Source organism: Labrys miyagiensis, from assembly GCF_030160835.1.
Classification (GTDB): Bacteria; Pseudomonadota; Alphaproteobacteria; order Rhizobiales; family Labraceae; genus Labrys; species Labrys miyagiensis.
Map to the genome: position 1 here is coordinate 289,194 of NZ_BSPC01000015.1, position 20,337 is coordinate 309,530.

General features: G+C 63.6%; 20 protein-coding genes and 1 tRNA gene. 9 read left to right on the forward strand and 12 right to left on the reverse strand.

Annotation, left to right across the window (positions count from 1 at the left end):
- The first annotated feature begins 92 nt into the window (after nucleotides 1-92).
- From lon to QQL24_RS09860, 4 genes are all read left to right on the forward strand, one after another.
- A complete protein-coding gene (gene lon, locus QQL24_RS09845; protein WP_284311799.1) occupies nucleotides 93-2,516 on the forward strand; it encodes an endopeptidase La in 2,424 nt (807 codons plus the stop codon).
- A 107-nt stretch (nucleotides 2,517-2,623) separates the two neighbouring features.
- A tRNA-Val gene (locus tag QQL24_RS09850) sits at nucleotides 2,624-2,699 on the forward strand.
- A gap of 174 nt (nucleotides 2,700-2,873) precedes the next feature.
- Nucleotides 2,874-3,362 (forward strand): DUF4189 domain-containing protein, encoded by a 489-nt coding sequence (locus QQL24_RS09855; RefSeq protein ID WP_284311800.1) that lies wholly within the window; start codon nucleotides 2,874-2,876, stop codon nucleotides 3,360-3,362.
- 213 nt (nucleotides 3,363-3,575) lie between these two features.
- Complete coding sequence (locus QQL24_RS09860) at nucleotides 3,576-3,779, forward strand: hypothetical protein (RefSeq protein WP_284311801.1); 204 nt, start codon at nucleotides 3,576-3,578, stop codon at nucleotides 3,777-3,779.
- A 20-nt stretch (nucleotides 3,780-3,799) separates the two neighbouring features.
- On the opposite strand, the gene QQL24_RS09865 is transcribed toward QQL24_RS09860, so the two are convergent.
- Genes QQL24_RS09865 through rfbF form a run of 5 tightly spaced genes read right to left on the reverse strand, consistent with a single transcriptional unit; the run spans nucleotide 3,800 to nucleotide 8,364 of the window.
- Complete coding sequence (locus QQL24_RS09865) at nucleotides 3,800-4,756, reverse strand: ion channel (RefSeq protein WP_284311802.1); 957 nt, start codon at nucleotides 4,754-4,756, stop codon at nucleotides 3,800-3,802.
- A 3-nt stretch (nucleotides 4,757-4,759) separates the two neighbouring features.
- Nucleotides 4,760-5,290, reverse strand: a complete 531-nt coding sequence (gene rfbC / locus QQL24_RS09870) for a dTDP-4-dehydrorhamnose 3,5-epimerase (RefSeq protein ID WP_284311803.1) — start codon at nucleotides 5,288-5,290, stop codon at nucleotides 4,760-4,762.
- The gene (locus QQL24_RS09875) at nucleotides 5,287-6,519 is read right to left on the reverse strand and encodes a class I SAM-dependent methyltransferase (RefSeq protein WP_284311804.1); all 1,233 of its coding nucleotides are present in this window, start codon (nucleotides 6,517-6,519) and stop codon (nucleotides 5,287-5,289) included. The genes rfbC and QQL24_RS09875 overlap by 4 nt, the downstream gene beginning before the upstream one ends.
- Before the next feature lie 10 nt (nucleotides 6,520-6,529).
- Nucleotides 6,530-7,594, reverse strand: a complete 1,065-nt coding sequence (gene rfbG, locus QQL24_RS09880) for a CDP-glucose 4,6-dehydratase (protein ID WP_284311805.1) — start codon at nucleotides 7,592-7,594, stop codon at nucleotides 6,530-6,532.
- Complete coding sequence (gene rfbF / locus QQL24_RS09885; RefSeq protein WP_284311806.1) at nucleotides 7,591-8,364, reverse strand: glucose-1-phosphate cytidylyltransferase; 774 nt, start codon at nucleotides 8,362-8,364, stop codon at nucleotides 7,591-7,593. The genes rfbG and rfbF overlap by 4 nt, the downstream gene beginning before the upstream one ends.
- A 75-nt stretch (nucleotides 8,365-8,439) precedes the next feature.
- Between rfbF and QQL24_RS09890 the strand changes: the two genes are divergently transcribed.
- Nucleotides 8,440-9,624, forward strand: coding sequence for a glycosyltransferase family 61 protein (locus QQL24_RS09890; RefSeq protein ID WP_284311807.1), 1,185 nt, complete (start codon nucleotides 8,440-8,442; stop codon nucleotides 9,622-9,624).
- A 24-nt stretch (nucleotides 9,625-9,648) separates the two neighbouring features.
- Here QQL24_RS09890 and QQL24_RS09895 read toward each other — a convergent pair whose 3' ends face one another.
- On the reverse strand, nucleotides 9,649-10,425 hold the full coding sequence (locus QQL24_RS09895; RefSeq protein WP_284311809.1) for a pyrroline-5-carboxylate reductase: 777 nt from the start codon (nucleotides 10,423-10,425) through the stop codon (nucleotides 9,649-9,651).
- An 87-nt stretch (nucleotides 10,426-10,512) separates the two neighbouring features.
- Nucleotides 10,513-12,411, reverse strand: coding sequence for a potassium transporter Kup (locus QQL24_RS09900; protein ID WP_284311810.1), 1,899 nt, complete (start codon nucleotides 12,409-12,411; stop codon nucleotides 10,513-10,515).
- 142 nt (nucleotides 12,412-12,553) lie between these two features.
- Between QQL24_RS09900 and recJ the strand changes: the two genes are divergently transcribed.
- Nucleotides 12,554-14,362 (forward strand): single-stranded-DNA-specific exonuclease RecJ, encoded by a 1,809-nt coding sequence (gene recJ, locus QQL24_RS09905; protein ID WP_284311811.1) that lies wholly within the window; start codon nucleotides 12,554-12,556, stop codon nucleotides 14,360-14,362.
- Between the two features lie 9 nt (nucleotides 14,363-14,371).
- On the opposite strand, the gene QQL24_RS09910 is transcribed toward recJ, so the two are convergent.
- The 3 genes from QQL24_RS09910 to QQL24_RS09920 all read right to left on the reverse strand — a co-directional run bounded on the left by QQL24_RS09910 (nucleotide 14,372) and on the right by QQL24_RS09920 (nucleotide 15,952).
- The gene (locus QQL24_RS09910) at nucleotides 14,372-14,665 is read right to left on the reverse strand and encodes a cysteine rich repeat-containing protein (RefSeq protein WP_284311812.1); all 294 of its coding nucleotides are present in this window, start codon (nucleotides 14,663-14,665) and stop codon (nucleotides 14,372-14,374) included.
- Between the two features lies 1 nt (nucleotide 14,666).
- Nucleotides 14,667-15,572 carry a sterol desaturase family protein gene (locus QQL24_RS09915; RefSeq protein WP_284311813.1) on the reverse strand — a complete coding sequence of 302 codons (906 nt, stop codon included), beginning with the start codon at nucleotides 15,570-15,572 and terminating at the stop codon, nucleotides 14,667-14,669.
- Nucleotides 15,573-15,643: 71 nt separating this feature from the next.
- Complete coding sequence (locus QQL24_RS09920; RefSeq protein WP_284311814.1) at nucleotides 15,644-15,952, reverse strand: hypothetical protein; 309 nt, start codon at nucleotides 15,950-15,952, stop codon at nucleotides 15,644-15,646.
- Between the two features lie 184 nt (nucleotides 15,953-16,136).
- On the opposite strand from QQL24_RS09920, the gene QQL24_RS09925 reads away from it, so the two are divergent.
- Both QQL24_RS09925 and QQL24_RS09930 read left to right on the forward strand, forming a co-directional pair.
- Nucleotides 16,137-16,859 (forward strand): response regulator, encoded by a 723-nt coding sequence (locus QQL24_RS09925; RefSeq protein ID WP_284311815.1) that lies wholly within the window; start codon nucleotides 16,137-16,139, stop codon nucleotides 16,857-16,859.
- Nucleotides 16,856-18,214 carry an ATP-binding protein gene (locus tag QQL24_RS09930; protein WP_284311816.1) on the forward strand — a complete coding sequence of 453 codons (1,359 nt, stop codon included), beginning with the start codon at nucleotides 16,856-16,858 and terminating at the stop codon, nucleotides 18,212-18,214. The genes QQL24_RS09925 and QQL24_RS09930 overlap by 4 nt, the downstream gene beginning before the upstream one ends.
- On the opposite strand, the gene QQL24_RS09935 is transcribed toward QQL24_RS09930, so the two are convergent.
- Nucleotides 18,215-19,240: an aldo/keto reductase gene (locus QQL24_RS09935; protein WP_284311817.1), complete on the reverse strand. Its 1,026-nt coding sequence runs from the start codon at nucleotides 19,238-19,240 to the stop codon at nucleotides 18,215-18,217. It lies immediately after the preceding gene.
- A 224-nt stretch (nucleotides 19,241-19,464) separates the two neighbouring features.
- Between QQL24_RS09935 and QQL24_RS09940 the strand changes: the two genes are divergently transcribed.
- Nucleotides 19,465-19,851 (forward strand): winged helix-turn-helix transcriptional regulator, encoded by a 387-nt coding sequence (locus QQL24_RS09940; protein ID WP_284311893.1) that lies wholly within the window; start codon nucleotides 19,465-19,467, stop codon nucleotides 19,849-19,851.
- Nucleotides 19,852-20,127: 276 nt separating this feature from the next.
- On the opposite strand, the gene QQL24_RS09945 is transcribed toward QQL24_RS09940, so the two are convergent.
- A complete protein-coding gene (locus tag QQL24_RS09945) occupies nucleotides 20,128-20,337 on the reverse strand; it encodes a hypothetical protein (RefSeq protein ID WP_284311818.1) in 210 nt (69 codons plus the stop codon).

The following is a 20,337-nucleotide window of genomic DNA, read 5'->3' on the forward strand; positions in this document are numbered from 1 at the left end:
ATGCCTTCAGGGTCGGGTCTCGCGTTGATCATGGAGGGTGGCGCCGCTGGCACGGCTATTGCAGCGTGATACGGCGCAGGAAAGGATAAGCAATGACAACGAATAAACAGCGTCCCCCGGTGCCCGCTGGCACTGTCGGTACTTTTCCGGTGCTGCCGCTTCGCGACATCGTCGTATTTCCGCATATGATCGTTCCGCTCTTCGTCGGCCGGGAAAAGTCGATCCGGGCGCTGGAAGAGGTCATGCGTACCGACGGCCACATCCTGCTGGCGACGCAGCTCAATGCCGCCGAGGACGATCCGGCCACCGATGCGATCTACAAGCTCGGCACGCTCGCCACGGTCCTGCAGCTCCTGAAGCTGCCCGACGGCACCGTGAAGGTGCTGGTCGAGGGTGTGGACCGCGCCAAGGTGATTCATTATTCGAGCCATGACGACTACTACCAGGCCCAGGCCGAGGTTCTGGGCGATGGCAGCGGCGAGAAGGTCGAGGCCGAGGCCCTGGCCCGTTCCGTCGTGTCCGAATTCGAGAGCTATGTGAAGCTCAACAAGAAGGTCTCGCCCGAGGTCGTCGCCACGGTGACCCAGATCGAGGACTATTCCAAGCTGGCCGACACCATTGCCGCCCATCTGGCGGTGAAGATCTCGGACAAGCAGGAAGTGCTGGAGATCCTGTCGATTCCGGCGCGCCTGGAGAAGGTTCTCTCGCTGATGGAAAGCGAAATCTCGGTCCTTCAGGTCGAGAAGCGTATCCGCACGCGCGTCAAGCGCCAGATGGAGAAGACGCAGCGCGAGTACTATCTGAACGAGCAGATGAAGGCGATCCAGAAGGAACTGGGCGACGAGGAAGGCAAGGACGAACTCGGCGAGCTTGAGCAGAAGATCAAGCAGACGAAGCTCTCCAAGGAGGCCCGCGACAAGGCGCAGGCCGAGATGAAGAAGCTGCGCCAGATGTCGCCGATGTCCGCCGAAGCCACCGTCGTGCGCAACTATCTGGACTGGCTGATCTCCTTGCCCTGGGGCGACAAGTCCCGGATCAAGAAGGACCTGCCGCATGCCCAGGAGATCCTGGATGCCGATCACCATGGCCTGGAGAAGGTCAAGGACCGCATCATCGAGTATCTCGCGGTGCAGCAGCGCGCCAACAAGCTGACGGGCCCGATCCTGTGCCTTGTCGGTCCTCCGGGCGTCGGCAAGACGTCGCTCGCCAAGTCCATCGCCAAGGCGACGGGCCGTGAGTATGTCCGCATGTCGCTCGGCGGCGTGCGCGACGAGGCCGAGATCCGTGGCCACCGCCGCACCTATATCGGCTCGATGCCCGGCAAGGTCATCCAGTCGATGCGCAAGGCCAAGAAGCAGAATCCGCTCTTCCTGCTCGACGAGATCGACAAGATGGGCATGGATTTCCGTGGCGATCCGTCTTCGGCCCTGCTGGAGGTGCTGGATCCCGAGCAGAACTCGACCTTCAACGACCATTACCTCGAGGTCGACTACGACCTGTCGAACGTGATGTTCGTGACGACGGCGAACACGCTCAACATCCCGCCCGCCTTGCTGGACCGCATGGAGATCATCCGTCTGGCCGGCTACACGGAGGACGAGAAGGTCGAGATCTCGAAGAAGCACCTCATCCCCAATGCGGTGCAGAAGCACGGTCTCAAGGCCAAGGAGTTCGCCATCGACGACGAGGCGCTCGTCACGCTGGTTCGCCGCTACACGCGGGAAGCCGGTGTGCGTAACCTCGAGCGCGAGATCTCGAACCTGACCCGCAAGGCCGTCAAGGACATCCTGATGTCCAAGAAGAAGAGCGTGCGTGTCACCTCGGCGGTGCTTGAGGATTACCTTGGCGCTCCGCGCTATCGCTACGGCCAGGCCGAACTGGAAGACCAGGTCGGCGCGGTGACGGGCCTCGCCTGGACGGAAGTCGGTGGCGAGCTTCTGACCATCGAAGCGGTGATGATGCCCGGCAAGGGCAGGATGACCGTGACGGGCAATCTGAAGGATGTGATGCGCGAATCGATCTCGGCGGCGGCCTCCTATGTCCGCTCGCGGGCGATCGACTACGGCATCGAGCCGCCGCTGTTCGACAAGCGCGACGTCCACGTGCATGTGCCGGAAGGCGCTACGCCCAAGGACGGTCCGTCCGCTGGTATCGCGATGGCCACCGCCATGGTCTCGGTGATGACGGGCATCCCGGTCCGCCGCGATGTCGCCATGACGGGCGAGGTCACCCTGCGTGGCCGCGTCCTGCCGATCGGCGGCCTGAAGGAGAAACTGCTGGCGGCCCTGCGCGCCGGTATCAAGACCGTGCTGATCCCGGAAGAGAATGCCAAGGATTTGGCCGATCTCCCGGACAATGTGAAGAACAGTCTGGAACTGGTGCCGGTGTCCCGGATGGAAGAGGTTCTGCGCAAGGCGCTGGTGCGCATGCCCGAGCCGATCGTCTGGGAAGAGGACAAGAATGCTCCCCCGCCGGTGGTTGCCGGTGACGATGCCGGCGCCGTCGTCGCGCATTGAAGCTTGACGAAACAGAAACGGCCGCGCTTCCAGGCGCGGCCGTTTTCTTTTGCCTTGCGAAGCGGGCGCAAGCGCAATAGACAAACGCCGTGGCCCTCGCGCCACCCGGGCGGTTAGCTCAGTTGGTAGAGCATCTCGTTTACACCGAGAGGGTCGGCGGTTCGAGCCCGTCACCGCCCACCAAAAGTTTCCGGCTAGCAACCCTTCACCCTTTGTGCGCTTGCCGTTTTGTCGGCCTTGGTTCTTGCCAAAGGAGCGGCCTTAATGGCGTAGGTTTCGTTGCAGGTCGTGCAATCAGACCAAAACACGCCGCCGCCGAAACCGATCGTCGCGGCGCTGCACCTGATTGGAGTAACAATGAAAAAGACTTTGCTGATGGGCGTGCTCATGGCCACCCTCGCATTCCCGGCCCTCGCGGCCGAGAAGAAGGACACGCGCTACGGCGACATCCAGCCCGATCCAGTTACGACATCGGACCGGGCCGTGTGGGGCGCCATCGCCTACTCGCCGTCCACGGGCAGGAACGGCATCTTCTATGGTGCTCCCTCTCGCGAGGAGGCCCGTGACACCGCCATCCGCTATTACCGCCATGCCGCCGGCCAGAGGGACAACGCGCGCACCGATTGTTCGCTGGCCGTGATCATGTACAACGACTGGGACGACCGGCGCTTCGGCCGTGTGTCGAGCGAGGCGAACCGGGCACCCCATTGCGGCGCCCTGGCCGCCTCGGACCGCGGTTACGCGGCCGAACGTGGGCCTACCCTTAAGGAAGCGCGCGATGCTGCTTTGGCGGTGTGCTCCACTAAAGGTAGCAATTGCAAGCTCGTCCAGGATCTGTGTACCTGAAGAGGCCTACCCCAAGGTTGAAGGTGATTTTCTATTGAAGATTTCGGGTTGGTAAACTTAGCGGTCTCACCGTTTTCAGGAGAGATGTTGTCCGATGACAATTACGTGATCGCGGGCAGTCCTCGTTAAGCAGTTCTGTTCAAGAAGCATTCATGAACGGCTGCTAGTTTGTTCGCAGCGCTGGGGAGCGTCTTGCCCAAGGAAGCCAATATCATGAAGAAGATTGTTCTCGCTGCCGCAGCTCTTTCTTTCGCCGCTCTCGCTTATGCTCCCGCCTCGGCTTCGGCTACTCCGGCGCGTGACACTGCTTCGGTCGGCGCCACGATGTATCATCATCATCATCACTGCAAGATCGTGAAGACCAACGTCCGCCATCATGGCCATTGGGTCTGGACGTCGCGCAAGGTCTGCCGCTGAGTCCAAACCCTGAACGGCGTTCAGAGCTGCCGCCGGTCCGTTTCCTCGGGCCGGCGGTTTTCATTCGTCAGCAGGTTGTGTGGGATGGTGTCGTGGAACCGCGAATAATCCATGATGATGGAGCTGTCGGCTGAAGGCGTGAGAATGTCAGCAAAGCTCGCATGCCAGTCGATATCCTGGTGCCTGTAGATCCTGCGCGCATGGACATCGTCGTTGGAGGTCTCGTCGCGGCCGCGCACGGTGACGATCAGGTTCACATCGGCTGCTTCCAGGGCAGCGGCGTCCATGTCGTGGAGCAGGCTGGTCTCGTCGATGACGTGGATCAGCGTCCAACTCAACGCAAAGAGAGGATTCTCGCTGCGATCGAGCTTGAGGGCGTGGAAACGTCTGTAGCGGGCGCCCTCCTGATTGGTCTCCAGCCGCGTCATCCAGAGCTTGGCGGTGGCGTCCGAGATCAGGTTGTGGCGGGCATTGGCAAAGCGCGCCATCAGCACCGGCTTGCCGTCATAGCGCGAGACCACCAGCTTCTGGGTGAAGAGGATCTGTGCCTTTGGCTGCGAGAAACGCGCGAACACCAGGCCCGTCAGGACGGCGATCGACATCGTTCCCAGGAAGATTTCGATCGTCGCCAGGATGTGACCATACTGCGTCTGCGGATGCATGTCGCCATAGCCGACGGTGGCGAGCGTCTCGACCGAGAAATAGAAATGGTCGAGGAAGCCACCAGTCTGGACATTGGCGACCGGTGGGTAGCCAAGGCGCGCGCCCCACCAGAAGGCCAGCGCGAAAATCGCGGCAACGCCGAGATACACCACCGCCGCGGAAAGAAAGAAGCGCGGCCAGCTCGCGATCATCGCTCGGTAGTAGAAATCGCCGAACAGGTGCCGTTTGAGCCCCCTGATGACGAAATGGCGCCCGGCGAGCGTGATTCCCTGGCCATGGGGCGTATGATCTCTGGGCTTGGGCAATTTCGCCATGCGTTATCCAGCGAAGGCCGGCCAGGTCTGGTCGGCCTGGGAGAGGGAAGCCGGCGAGTGCGGCCAGGCAATGGCGAAGGCCGGGTCGTCATAGCGATAGCCGCGGGCATGGCCGGGCACATATCTGCGCCCCATGCCGTAGAGCACATCGGTGTCGGCGGTCAGCGTCAGGAAGCCGTGGGCGCAACCTTCGGGAATGTAGAACTGGTTGATCTTCTCGGCCGTCAGCTCAACGCCGACCCATTGCCTGAAGGCCGGGCTTTCCGGGCGCAGGTCCACGGCGACATCGAAGATGGCACCGCGCGCCACCTGCACCAGCTTGGCTTCGGCGAGGGGCGGATCCTGGAAATGCATGCCGCGCAAGGTGAAGGCCTTGTCGTTGCGCGAAAAGTTGCTCTGCGCCAGGGTGAAGTCGATGCCCGCCGCCGCGAACTCGTCGGGGCAGTAGATGCGGGCGAAAAACCCGCGGTCATCGCGCCATGGCTGGGGCTCGATCAGGAAGCAGCCGGGGATTTTGGTTTCGGTGAAGGTCACGGCGTCATCTTGATGTGGGGCACGGCCGTGACGAACAGGCTGCCCGCCGGCATCAGCGGGCGGGTCTGCTCCATCACTTCCTCGGCGATGTTCCAGGGCAGGATGACAAGATAATCGGGCGCGATTTCGCTGATCTTGTCTGGCGAGTGGATCGGGATCTGGCTGCCGGGCAGAAGACGGCCCTGCTTGGCAAGCGAGCGGTCGAACACGGCGACGATGTCGGCCGGCGTGGCCCCGCAGAAATTGAGGAAGGTGTTGCCCTTGGCCGCCGCGCCATAGGCGGCGATCTTCTTGTTGGCGGCCTTTGCTTCGGCCAGGAAGGCGAGGAAGCCGCGCTTGACCTCGGCGACCTTGGCGGCGAAGCCCTCGTAGCCGGTCAACGTGTCGAGACCGGCGGCATGCTCCTTGGCACGCAGGGCGTCGAGGCGAGCCGAGGGCTGATGGCTGGAGCCGACGGGCGCCGCATAGAGGCGGAGAGAACCGCCATGCGTCGGCAATTCCTCGACGTCGATGGCCTTGAGGCCGACGGAAGCGAACACCCTCTCCACCGTCACCAGCGAGAGATAGGAGAAGTGCTCGTGATAGATGGTGTCGAACTGCACTTTCTCGATCAGGTTCAGCACATGCGGGAACTCGAAGGTGACCACGCCCTCCGGCTTCAGGAGCGTGGCAAAGCCGCCGACGAAGTCGCGGATATCAGGCACGTGAGCCAGCACGTTGTTGGCCGCCATCAGATCGGCCCGCTTGCCCTGAGCGACGAGGCGCCGGGCGGTCTCGACGCCGAAGAAGGCGACCTCGGTGTCGATGCCCTTGGCCCGCGCCGTCTCGGCCACATTCGCCGCCGGCTCGACGCCGAGCACCGGTACGCCAGCCGCTTTGAAATGCTGCAGGAGGTAGCCGTCATTGGAGGCGATCTCCACCACCAGCGAATCCGGGCCGAGATGGAAGCGCCCGATCATCGCCTCGGCGTAGCGCTTGGCGTGGGCGACCCAACTGTCCGAATAGGAGGAGAAATAGGCATAGTCGGAGAAGATGGCATCGGGCGGCACGGAATCGTCGACCTGCACCAGCAGGCAACTGGGGCAGACGCGGGCATGCAGCGGAAAACTGCGCTCGGGGTTCTTGTCGTCGGGCAGGCGATAGTCGTTGGCGAGCGGCATGGAGCCGAGATCGCACAAGGTCGTGGTCAGCGGCGTCGAGCAGAAACGGCAATTGGGGACGAGGGGCATGGCAATTGCCTCAGAGTGTTGAGAAACGGGAGATCTGATCGAGGGTGAAGGCGCGCATGTCCTGGCCCGCGGCCTCGGCAGCATACCACTGCGCCGTCCATTCCAGGCTGGGCGGTCCGGCGAGCAGGTCCTGCCAGCCGAGCACACGGCGCGCTTCGTTCGAATCGACGGTGAGCGCCTTCATCTCGATGGAGCCGGGAACGGGCTTGTGCATCCAGTCGGGCTCGCGGCCGAGGGCCGCGAAGACGGCATCGGCCACGGCGGCGACGGGCAGGGGGTGGTTGGGATCGGGCCCAAAATTGAGGGCGTGCGGTGTGTCCGGCCTATCCACGAGCATCTCGGCGTAAACAAGATAGCCGTTCACGCAGTCGAGCACATGCTGCCAGGGACGCGTTGCCTCGGGATGACGCAGTTCGAGCGTCCTGCCGCTCCGTACGGCGCGCACGATGTCGGGCACGAGACGGTTGGCCGAATGATCGCCGCCGCCGATGACATTGCCCCCACGGGCCGTGGCGAGCGGCACGCCGGCCTTGTCGAAGAAGGAGCGCGCGTAGGAATAGGCGACGATCTCGGAAGCCGCCTTCGAGGCGGAATAGGGATCCTTGCCGCCGAGCTTGTCGCTCTCAAGGAAGGCGGTGCCCTTCTCCTCGTTGAGATAGACCTTGTCCGACGTCACGGCCAGGATGCCCCTGAGCCCCTCGCTGCCGCGCAGAGCCTCCAGCAGATGAGCGGTGCCCATCACATTGGAGGCAAAGGTCTCGATGGGATCGGCAAGGGAGCGGCGCACCAGGGCTTGCGCCGCCAGGTGCAGCACGACGTCAGGCCGCGCCTCATCCACGACACACTTGACCGCGGCAAGGTCCCGGAGGTCTCCGAACACCGAGCGGATGCTGCGCTCGACGCCGGCGGTCTCGAAGAGAGGCTGGTCCGCCTCCGGCGGCAGGGCAAAGCCCGTAACCTCGGCGCCGAGCCTGTGCAGCCAGAGGGCCGCCCAACTACCCTTGAATCCGGTATGGCCGGTGAGAAGGACCTTCCTGCCGCGCCAGAATTCAGCCTTTGGCAGTACCCCGCTCACGCCCACACCTTCCAGGGGGCCTTGCCCTGTGCCCACAGCTGTTCGAGATGGTTCTTGTCGCGCAACGTATCCATGGGATGCCAGAAGCCATTGTGGCGCCAGGCCATCAGTTCGTCATCCGCAGCCAGGGTTTCCAGGGGCGAGGCTTCCCAGGGGGTTGTGTCGTTGGGGATGAGATCGGTGACGCTCGGATCGAGCACAAAGAAACCGCCATTGATCAGGGTGTTGTCGCCAGGCGGCTTCTCGACGAAGCTGGTAATACGGTCGCCATCCATGGTGATCGAGCCATAGCGCCCGGGCGGCGTGACGCCTGTCAGAGTGGCGCGCTTGCCGTGCTTCTTGTGGAAGGCGATCTGGGCGGTAACGTCGATATTGCCGACGCAGTCGCCATAGGTGAAGCAGAAAGGTTCACCAGGTGCGAGGTAGGGGGCCACACGCTTGAGGCGGCCGCCGGTCATGCTGTTCTCGCCCGTATCGACCATGGTCACCCGCCAGGGCTCTGCCTTCTGGTTGTGATAGGTGATCTCGTTCCTGGCGACGTCGATCGTAACATCCGCATTGTGCAGGAAGTAGTTGGAGAAATACTCCTTGATCATGTAACCTTTGTAGCCGAGGCAGATCACGAAGTCGTTGATGCCGTGATGGCTGTAGATCTTCATGATATGCCAGAGGATCGGGCGGCCACCGATTTCGATCATGGGCTTGGGGCGCAGATGCGATTCTTCGGAAATGCGCGTGCCCATGCCGCCGGCGAGAATGATAGCTTTCAAGGTCTGACTCAATAGACAGAGGGTAATCGCGCGGCTATAGCCGCTTGGCTATTCAATGGCAATCAAACGGTAGAAATGGCCCGCGTCAAATCCGGATTTCGCAAGCGTTTCAACATCCGCTATTGGCGCTGGCAGGCGACGCACGCAACCATAGGCAAAATAGGCGTCCTGCGCCGCCGCTTTTCCTTCTATCCCAAGGCTGTTCATCCCGCCAAGGCGGCAACGCAGATCCTGGAAGACCGATCCTTCGACCTGCCAACCCTGTTTATTCCAGAGGAAACGGCGTTCGTCCGCGACAAATGCTGGCCATACGATACGCTGGCGGGCGACTGGGCGGGCGAGCCTACCGCCAAGGCGCGCCAGATTGCCGTGACGATTCGCGACGCGGAATTGCTGGGCCATGTCGGGCTGATCATGACCCCGCCGCATCAGGCCGTGGTGATGCTGCAGGAGGGAACGGCCAATTGGAACTTCGCCAAGGCGAGAACCCTGCGCCAGGACCCGCCGATCGCCGGGCGCTGCCATTTCCTCCCCCGCACGGACAATTACTACCACGCGCTGTTCCACGACCTCGTGCCGCTGGTGGATTATCTGGAAAGGCTGCATCCCAGGGGCATGCCGCTCACCCTGGTGTGCACGCCCGCTCGGCTGGCGATCCTGAGACAGGCCTGCGCCCTGCTGGAGAAGGCTTATCCGGGGCTGCGAACGGTTGAACTGGCTGAGAATGCGAAGGTGCCGGTGGAGGAGGCGCTGTGGCTGTCCTTCGAGGCCGGCAATGCCGAATGGAACTTCGCGGATGCCGCTCCCGTGCATCGCATGGCCGAAATCTTCCGTGACCATTACGGGTTGCCGGGGGGCAGCGGTCGCCGCCTGTTCTTCTCACGCGGTGGCAGCAAGATCCGGCGCCTCCTTAACGAGGATGCCCTTTTCGAGATCGCGAAGGCGCATGGTTTCGAGCGCTTCGAGGCGCGGGCCGACAATCACGCCGAGCAGGTTCGTTCTTTCAGCGAAGCCGATATCGTCATCGGTGTCCATGGCGCCGGGCTCGGTAATCTGGCCTTTTGCCGGCCGGGCACGAAGATGCTGGAAATCTTCCCAGAGAATTTCACCAAGAGCACCTATTTGTGGGTGAGCCGGCATATCGGCCTGGATTACCACTGGGTCGTCGGCGGCCCGGGAGACTACGACCAAGCATTCAGCCTTGACGAAACCATCTTCAGACAGAAACTGGAAGCCTTGTTGCGGCACGAGCCCACCTGATCCGCGCAGGTTGGCCGGCCGGTCTCACGATTGGGACGCCAGGATGCGTCGATGCACGCCGCTCAGGCTTTCAGCGAGGGCGTCGAACATGCCCCGGGCCATCAGTTCGCGCAGGATCTGTTCATTGATGCCGCCAAGCGTTGCATATTCCTCGGCGAGGTGCATGAAGCCAGGGTCCGACGCCGTGTCCGGCGCGTGCGCCAGGGCCTTGTAGATCGTAGCGATATAATCACTGGCTTTCGCATCGGCGACGCCACGGTCCTTCAGCCAGCCATAAACGGTATCGAGATATTTGAAGTAGGTGGCAAATGTCGCGGTGACCACGCTCAGGGCGTTGAATTCATCGGTATCGTCGGTTGCAATCACTTTTCCCAACCGCCCGAAGAAGTCCGCCATATCAGGATCGGACGGGTAGATCAGCGTCGCGCCTTGCCTTTGAGCGATCATGGGCATGGGCAGGGCCTTGGTTATGCGTGTCGCCGGAGAGACGAGGCCTGTGATGTCCTCGCGGGACAGGGTGGCGATCAGGCTGACGACATGATGGCCGTGACGAAAGCGCAAGGCTGAAAGTATCTCGCGTGCAACCTGAGGCCGGACAGCGAGCATGATGGTATCGCACTCGTCGAGCACGGCCTGATTGTCGGTGGCAACCCGTACATCGCGATAACGGGAGGCCAGATCGGCGGCGATTTGCTGGCTGCGAGGCGAGAGGAGCACCGGCACGGAGTTGTCGGCGTGGGATTTAAGCCCGCAGACCACGGCGGAGGTGAGCGCCCCCGTTCCGATAAAACCAAGTTTCATGAATGCCCGGCCCATTGTCCTCGGAAGAGTCGCTGGCCGACGATAGTCCGGGCTACACCGTCGACAAACCCCGAATGGCAAGCGGTGTCAGATTTCGATCTCGGCGCCGAGCTGCACCACCTGCGTGGCCGGGATGCGGAAATAGGAGGCCGAGCGTTCGGCATTGCGCTGGAGCATGGCGTAGAGCACTTCACGCCAGAAGGCCATGCCCGGGAGCTTCTTGGCCGGAATCACGGTCTCGCTGCCGATATAGAAAGACATCCTGGCGAGATCGACATCCGGGATCAGGCCGCGCTGCAGGGCCAGGCGCAGGCCGCGCACCACGTCCGGTTCCTCCATGAAGCCGAAATGCAGGACGACGCGCTGGAAGTCCGGCCGCAGCGGGATGATTTCCACCCGGTCCTCCTCCTTGATGCGGGGGATCTCCGCGCTCTCGACCGTCACCAGCATGACCCGTTCGGGAATGGCATGGGTGTGGCGCAGGAAGATGCTGAGCGAGAGCGGCATGCCGGACGAGGCGGAGCTCAGGAAGGCAGCGGTACCGGGTAGGCGGACAGGCTTTTCGGCCTCCATCGTGTTGAAGAAGGTCGTCTCCTCGACGCGCAGGTGCCTGCGGGCGTTTTCGGCGAGGATCTGGCCGCGCCGCCAGGTCAGCATCAGCATGGCGACCGTGACGGCAAGCAGCAGCGGGTACCAGCCGCCCTCGAACAGCTTGATGCCATTGGCGGCGACAAAGATGACGTCGACGATAAAGAAGGCGCCGTTGACCAGGATGACGAGGAAGAGGTTGTAGCCCCACTGCCGCGCCACCAGCGCAGCCAGCAGCGTCGTGATGGCCATCAGGAGCGACACGGCGATGCCATAGGCGCCGGCCAGTGCCGCAGAAGAGCCGAAGCCGACCACAGCCACCATGGTGCCGATGCAGAGCAACCAGTTGACGGTAGGCACATAGATCTGGCCGAATTCGTCATGCGCCGTCTGCTTGATGGTGAGACGCGGCAGCAGGCCGAGCTGCATGGATTGGCGGGCGAGCGAGAAGGCGCCGGAAATGATGGCCTGGCTCGCGATCACCGTCGCGGCCGTGGCGAAGATGATGATGGGGAAGTGCAGCCAGGCCGGCACCAGATTGTAGAACGGATTGTTGGCGGCGCTCGGATCGCTGAGCAGCAGGGCACCTTGTCCGAGATAGTTCAAGACCAGGGCTGGCAGGGCGACGACGAACCAGGCGAGGCGAATGGGATTGCGGCCGAAATGGCCCATATCGGCATACATCGCCTCGCCGCCGGTGACAGCGAGGAAGGCGGCGCCGAGCACGGCGAAGCTGACGGCTGGATTGGCGTTCAGCAGGAAATGCAGGGCGACGAAGGGGTTGAGCGCCATCAGGATGGCGGGATCACGGGCGATGGCGAAAGCCCCGAGCAGACCGATGGCGATGAACCAGAGCAGCATGATCGGTCCGAACAGGCGCCCGATCAGGCCGGTGCCATAGCGCTGCATCAGGAAGAGGGCGAGCAGGATGACGACCGTGAGCGGCACGACGATCTTCACCAGCGAGGGTGCGGCCACCTCCAACCCCTCGATGGCGGAAAGCACGGAGATGGCCGGCGTGATCGCACCGTCGCCGTAGAGCAGGGCGGCCCCGACGAGGCCCACCACCAGGAGGATGGCGCTCTGACCTCCCCTGCGCCGCCCACTGCCTTCGAGAATGGCGAGCAGGGCCACGATGCCGCCTTCGCCGCGGTTGTCGGCCCGGAGGATGAGGATGGCGTATTTCAGGGAAACAATCAGGATCAGCGCCCAGAAGATCAGCGATACCACGCCCATCACGATCCAGGGCTGCGTTGCTCCGCCGGGGCCGCTGGAATCGATGGCTGTTTGCAGAGCATAGAGCGGGCTGGTGCCGATATCGCCATACACGACGCCGAGCGCCGCAAGGGCCAGGCTCGGCGAAATACGAGATTCGGAGGCACCCGCTTTTGCTGTCATGGATGTCGCCCGAACCGTGTGACCACTCTGAGGCGGTTAATGGCAGATTGTGAGGCGACGTCAAGGAAGGTAGGCGAAATAGCTGCGTAATCCGGCAGAAAATCTGTGGCGAAGCGGTGTTGAGCGCCGATATGCTTGAGCCATGCAAGCCACTTCAACTTCAGCGCGTTTTTTTCTGGACGTGCAATCTTCCTTCACGGGGAAGGCCTGGCGCGAGCGCCTCGACAGCCAGGGCCAGATGCAGGCGGTGGCGCTGGCGCAGCGTGCCGGCCAGCCTGATCTCCTCGCACGCGTCCTGGCCGGGCGGGGCGTCACGCCGGAGGAGGCGGAGGCCTTTCTGGCGCCGACGGTGCGCCATTACATGCCCGATCCCTCACGCCTGACGGATATGGACGCGGCGGCCGAGAGGCTCGCCGATGCGGTGATGCGGCAGGAGAAGATCGCCATCTTCGGGGATTACGACGTCGACGGGGCGACATCCTCGGCGCTGCTCTCCGGCTGGCTGCGCGAATCGGGGCTGGCCCCGCGCATCCATATTCCCGACCGCATCTATGAGGGCTATGGCCCGAACGAGGAGGCGATCCGCCTTTTGCGGGCCGACGGCGCCAGCCTGCTGGTGACCGTCGATTGCGGCACCACCAGTGTCGAGGTGCTGGGCAAGGCGGCGGAGATGGGTTTCGAGACGTTGGTCGTCGATCATCACCAGGCCGGCGAGGCGCTCCCCCCGGCGGTGGCCGTGGTCAATCCCAACCGTCTCGACGACCTCTCCGGCCAGGGGCATCTGTGCGCCTGCGGCGTGACCTTTCTTCTCCTCGTCGCCACCAGCCGGACGTTGAGACGGCGCGGCTGGTGGACGACCGCGCGCCCGGAGCCGGATCTCCTGTCGCGGCTCGATCTGGTCGCCCTCGGCACGGTGGCCGACGTCGTGCCGCTGAAGGGACTCAACCGGGCCTTCGTGGCGCGCGGCCTCGCCGTGATGCGCCAGCGCCAGAGGGCCGGCCTGAGGGCCCTGATGGACATGGCGCGGCTGGATGGGCCGCCGCGGCCCTATCATCTCGGCTTCCTGCTCGGCCCCCGTATCAATGCCGGTGGCCGCATCGGCGATGCGGCATTGGGCGCGCGGCTGCTGCTGACGGAGGACGAGCAGGAGGCGGCCTCGATTGCCGCGACTCTCGACCGTCTCAACCGCGAACGGCAGACGGTAGAGGCGATCATGCTCGAGGAGGCGCTCAACGAAGCCATTGCCTCCCTTGGCCTGGAGGAGAAGGGCGCAACCGTGGTCACGGCTTCGAGCAACTGGCATCCCGGCGTCGTCGGGCTGGTCGCGGCGCGCCTCAAGGAGCGTTTCGGCCGCCCGGCCTTCGCCATCGCCTTCAACAAGGAAGGCGTCGGCACCGGCTCGGGCCGCTCCATCGGTGGGGTCGATCTCGGCCGTGCCGTTCGTCTCGCCGTCGAGCGTGGGCTGCTCTCCAAGGGCGGTGGCCACGCCATGGCAGCGGGCGTGACCCTGGCACAGTCCGAACTCGGCGCCTTCCGGGCTTTCCTGGAGGCGGAACTCACCGCCGGTGTGGAGGCGGCACGCGCCAGTGCCGCGATAGAGATCGATGGGGCGCTCTCGGCCGCCGGCGCCACCACCGGCCTCGTCGAGATGCTCGACCGCGCCGGCCCCTATGGCCAGGGCAATCCGGAGCCGATCCTGGCGTTGCCGGCCCACCAGTTGGCCTTCGCCGATGCGGTGGGCGAGAGCCACCTTCGCATGCGCCTCAGGGGGCATGACGCCGCTCTGGTGGACGCCATCGCCTTTCGTGCCATCGGCCAGCCGCTCGGCGATGCGCTCATCGGCCATCGCGGCAAAGCCATCCATGTGGCGGGCACGCTCAGCGTCGACCGCTATGGCGGGCGGGAGCGCGTGCAGTTCCGCGTCATCGACGCCGCGCCCGCCGGGGGATGAGCCGACAACCTATTGGTCGGAGCCCTGCTTGTTCTTGAGTGCCCTAACGCTCATCATGCCCTGCTTGCAGGCAGCGCTGAGTTCGTCCTTGTGGCTGATCAGGCACTGCACGATCCGGCCATTGCCCTTTTCGACATTGCTGCAGAATTTTCGGTACTCCGGCAGGCAGGGCTTGAGCATCGAACGCGCCTGGCTCTTCATCTCCGGCGACATCTGCGGAAAAGCGCTCGTCGGCAGCAGCAGGACGAGGGCACCGAGGGCGAGACCCGCAATCGTCAGGGTGCGGGTGAGAGATCCGTTCATGTCATTCTCCAGACAGGCGAGGCGGGTGGTTGAAAAGGGAAGCGGTCACGTCGCGGCGTGGCTTGCGCGAACGTGGGGCGCCAGGTGGAGCAAAGAGGGCTCGCCAACGCTCCGGCCATGAGGAACCTCTGTAGAAATCTCCGAACATCGCAGCCCACTCGCCGAGAGCGATGCGCAGCGGGTTCAGGCTCGGAGGAACCCCGAGGAGGCCATAGCGCAGCGGCCGGTCCTTCGGGGCCTCGGCGAATGTGCCGAAGAGCCGGTCGAAGACGATCAGGATGCCGCCGTAATTCTTGTCGAGGCAGGAGCGGTTGCAGGCGTGGTGCACGCGATGATGCGCTGGCGTGTTCAGCACCCATTCCAGCGGGCCGAGCTTCGGCGAGAGCTCCGTGTGGATGAAGAATTGGTACATCAGGTTCACCCCCAGCATGGCCACGATGGCAAGGGGATGAAAGCCGAGCAGGGCCAGCGGCAGGAAGAACAGGAAATTGCCGGAAATGTTGCCGGTCCAGCCCAGGCGGATCGCGGCCGTCAGGTTCATTTTGGTGGTCGAGTGATGCACGCAATGCGTGGCCCACATCCAACGGATGCGATGGGAGGCACGATGATGCCAGTAATAGAGGAATTCGCTGCCGATGAAGAGCGCGGCCAGGGCATACGGGCTGGTCTGCTCGAAGTCGAACAGGCGGTGCTCATAGACGAAGACGAAGGGCATGGCGATCACCACGGCCTCGATGCCCCGCATCAGGTTCTGCCCCAATGCGACGCCCAATGTGGCGGCGCTCTCCTTGAGATCGTGGGTCTCATGGCCGGCAAGCCGGCCGAGGGCATATTCCAGCACCATGAAACCGATAGCGGTGACGAGAATGATCAGGCGGACTTCCAGGGCGAAGGTATGAGCCAACATCGGGTTACTCGAGCGACAACCGGCTGTGCATCAGAAAGCCGGCCCGGAACGAGATCCGGGCCGGCCAGGCCTCAGTAATGGAAGGAGCCGCCATAGTCGTGGGTGTTGCCGTGCGGGCCGGTGAACTCGCCGTTCCAGTTGCAAGTGCCGCCGCTGCAGGTGGCCTGACCCTGACGGCTCCAGCTGTTGCCGCGGAAGCCGGTGCCCCCGCCTTGCCAGGAGCAGGAACCGCCGGAGCAACTGCCCGAACTGCCCCAGCTTGTGGTGCCACGCGGGCCGGTGACGGAATGTGAGCGGCTCCAGGAACCGGCATTGGCGTCCGCGATGGCGGCGACGGACAGGATGGCGGCAAGGGCAGGAATGGCGATAAGCCTCGTCATGAACTCTCTCCTTGTTCGGGGAAGGGCGCTGCGCGCCGGGAACCAGGGGAGGTTGCGGTGGACATGTCGATACCGTTTCACCACTACACAACTTTTGTTATCGATTGATCGCCCGCGTGTAACGATTTGTAAAAACGGGCGTCGCTGTCTTGCTGGCCGCTCCGCTCTGTTGAAGACTGGCGCTATGAAGGACGCAGCGAACCTTGTTCTCATCGTCGAGGACGACCCGGAAATCAGCCGCCTGGTCGCGGATTTCCTGCGCCGCGAGGGCTTTGCCGTCGAGGTGGCCGAGGACGGCCGGGCGATGGATCTGGTGCTGCAGCGCGAACGCCCGGACCTGATCGTGCTCGACCTGATGCTGCCGGGTGAGGATGGCCTGTCGATCTGCCGCCGCCTCAGGGCTGCGAATACCATCCCCATCCTGATGCTCACGGCCAAGAGCGATGAGATCGACCGGGTGGTCGGCCTCGAAATGGGCGCCGACGATTATCTCGCCAAGCCCTTCGGCCCTCGCGAGCTCCTGGCCCGCATCCGGGCGATCCTGCGCCGGATGCAGATCAGCCAGCCTCAGATCGCCAGCCGCCGCTATGCCTTCGACCGTTTCATCCTCGACATCGATGCGCGCAGCTTCCATGAGGTCGAGAATGACGGTAGCCCCATCGCCCTGACCAGCGCGGAATTCGACCTGCTCGCCTGTTTCATCCAGCGCCCGCGCCGGGTGTTGAGCCGTGAGCAGATCCTCGACTGGACGCGGGGGCGCTCGGCCGATCCTTTCGACCGCACCGTCGACATGCTGGTCTCGCGCTTGCGCAAGAAGCTGGAGGCCGCGAGCCCCGGCTCCAACCTGTTTTCCACCATCCGAAACGGCGGCTATCTCTTCACTGCGCCGGTGAAGCAGATCCAATGATGCTACGCTTTACCTTGGCGACACGCATGGCGCTGATCATCCTGGTCGGCTTGATCGCGGTCTGGATCGTGCTGCTGGCGAGTCATTACTGGGCGCGCGGCCACGGCATGGAGAGCGCGCGGCCGCCGCCGGCGCGCATTGCGGCGCTGGTGGAATTGCTGGAAGGCGCGGATAGCCGGCAGGCGCCTCTGATCCTGGCGGCCGCGACCACTGCTACCTTCGAGCCGAGCCTGGTCTCCGCCGGCAGCGATGCCGATACTTTCCTTCCCTCTGTCGATACCAGCGAGCGCGGGCCCTATGAACAGGTCCTCGGCGGGCGTCCGTTGACGCTGACGATCTCGCCCGATCTTTCCTTTGGCCACCGCCTGCGCCGGCTGGCCGCCCTGGCCAATAACGGCTTGGAGTTCCGCATCGGCCTGAAGACAGGCCGGACCCTGGTGATCGACACCAGAAGCCCGGTTGCGGTGAACCGCTTCGGCCTGCCCGTTGGTTTCGTGGCCGGCCTGCTCGGCACGGTGATCGCCTTGCTTGCGCTTCTGGTGATGCAGCGCGAGACCAAGCCGCTGGTGCGCCTGGCCGCCGCCGTCGATCGGGTCGATCTTTCCAATGCGCCGGTGCCCTTGCCACAACCGAGGGGTAGCGCCCCGGAGATTCGCGCCGTCATCAACGCCTTCAACCGGCTGCAGGGGCGCCTCACGGGCATGATGCGCGCGCGCATGGCGCTGATCGGCGGCATTTCCCACGACGTGCGCACTTTCGCCACGCGGCTGCGACTGCGGGCGGATTTCATACCAGAGGAGACGGAACGCCAACGAGCCATCGCCGATATCGACGACATGGTGCGGCTGCTTGACGATGCGCTGCTCTCGAGCCGGGCAGGGGCGGGCGAGCTCTCTCAGGAGATCGTCGACTTCCAGGAGATCGTTCGGGCAGAGGTCGCTGATCGAAAGGCGTCTGGTGCGCGCATCGTCTTCGCACCGGGAACTGGCATCGAGGGCGCGAATGTGCTCGGTGACAGGCTGGCCTTGCGCCGCATCGTCGCCAATGTCGCCGACAATGCGCTGAAATATGGCCAGGCGGCGCAAGTACAGACCCTGCGCGACGGAGAAACGATTGTCCTCATCGTCGATGACGAGGGGCCAGGTATTCCACCCGACCACCGGGAGATTCTGCTGGAGCCCTTCAGCCGGCTCGAAACCTCGCGCAGCCGCGGCACTGGCGGGGCAGGTCTGGGGCTGGCCATCGTGCGCACGCTGGCCGAAGCCCATGACGGCACGGTCGAGATTTCGGACGCCCCTGGCCGGGGCGCCCGTGTGAGCGTCAGGCTGCCCCTGTTCGACAAGGGCAGGAACTGATCACACCGGCGCCGGATTGCGTTCGGTAAAGCCGCGCTGGTGCCAATAGGGATAGGGCAGGGTGACGGTGCTGGCCTCGTCAAGCTTGGCGATCTGCTCCGGTGTCAGGGACCAGCCGACAGCGCCCAGGTTCTCGCGCAGTTGCGCCTCGTCGCGGGCGCCGACGATGATGGTCGCCACGGTCGGGCGGTGCAGCAGCCAGTTCAGCGCGATCTGTGGCACGCTCTTGCCGGTCTCGGCGGCGACGGCATCGAGCGCATCGACCACGCGATAGAGCAGCTCGTCCGGCACGGGCGGGCCGTTCTCGGCCGTCGTGTGCAGGCGGCTGCGCTCAGGCAACGGTGCGCCGCGACGCAGCTTGCCGGTGAGGCGGCCCCAGCCGAGCGGGCTCCACACCAGGGCCGAGACCCCCTGGTCGAGGCCGAGCGGCATCAGCTCCCACTCATAGTCGCGGCCGACCAGCGAGTAGTAGGCTTGGTGCGCGACATAGCGCGGCAGGCCGTAGCGGTCGGACGTGTCGAGCGATTTCTGCAGGTGCCAGCCCGAGAAGTTGGAAACGCCGATATAGCGGATCTTGCCGGCGCGGATGAGCGTGTCGAGCGTGTAGAGCACCTCGTCCACCGGCGTCATGGCGTCGAAGCCGTGGAGCTGGAACAGATCGATATAATCGGTGCCGAGGCGCTTCAGCGACTTCTCGATCGTCTGGGTGAGGTGGAAGCGCGAGGAGCCGACATCGTTGGGCCCGTCGCCGGAGCGGAAGGTCGCCTTGGTGGAAATCAGCACCTTGTCACGGCGCCCGGCAATCGCCTTGCCGAGCACCTCTTCCGCGAGACCATTCGAATAGACATCGGCGCTGTCGAACATGGTGACGCCGGCATTGATGCAGATGTCGATGAGATGCCGCGCCCCGTCGGCATCGGTGTTGCCCCAGGCCTTGAAGAACTCATTGCCGCCGCCGAACGTGCCGGTGCCGAGGCTCAGGACGGGGACCTTGAACCCCGAACCACCCAGTTGACGATATTCCATTTCAATCCTCATTCACGATCGTGATTCACCTTGGCAGGTGTTCAGGTCCATCCGGCAGACGGGCACGAAATCGCTGCTTCTGTGTTTCTGCCCAGAGACCATGCTGTGACATGACCATGCCTGGGACATCGCTTGTGGTGTGGCGTTATGCTAGTCTCGAATGAAGACCAGCATCAAGAGTGAGAGTGAATATGTCTGCACGGGAAACGGCTCTGGCCCGTCTCATGCCTGCGGCGGAGCCGATTAGGCTGGCCCGCGGCAAGCGCCCGCGCCCCGAATGCGCCATTCGCGATATACTCGATCGCATCGGGGATAAATGGAGCTATCTCCTGATCATGACATTGGCGCAACGCCCGCACCGTTTTGGTGAGCTGCGCCGCGCCATCGACGACATTTCCCAGCGCATGCTCACAGAGACGCTTCGCAGCCTGCAGCGCGACGGGCTGATCGAGCGCACCGTCTTCCCGACCACGCCGCCGAGCGTGGAGTACCGACTGACCGAGCGCGGCCGCTCGCTGCAGGAGCCGATGCGTGGCCTGATCGACTGGGCCGATGCCGAGATGCCAGCGATCAAGCGCTCGCGCGAGGCGTTCGACCAGACGCAGCAGTGAGATGCGCTTTCTGCTCTCCCGATATCGGTGTCGCCAGTAGCGAGGTTTGTGCCGATCTCCTTGCCGGGGACTGGGCGGTCGAACTGCCGTCCACATCCTCGCAAAAGTCATTTGCAAAATATGACTTTTGCGCCCGACTTTTGCGACGAAGGAAACACTGCGATATCGACGCTTGACTCAGTTGCGCCAAAAGTCAGGAATTTCACGAACAGCTTAGCTCTTCGGCAGACTCGCCGCCAATCAGCATTCAAAACTGATTTTGAGATCTATGAATCGCTACCCTTTGTCGGGGCGAACCGCCGCCGCCAGTTCCTCTGCAAAGCCGAGTGTGGACCGAAGAACAGTGGCTTCGTTCAAGGCCAATGATCCTTGGTCTTTGATCGCGATTGGAAGTTCCATCCTGCCTGTGATCGAGCGCACCCGAACATTAAACAGAAGTTGGCCATTCGCGCGCTCTTCGACTTTTGTCATCTCCACAAGGGCCAT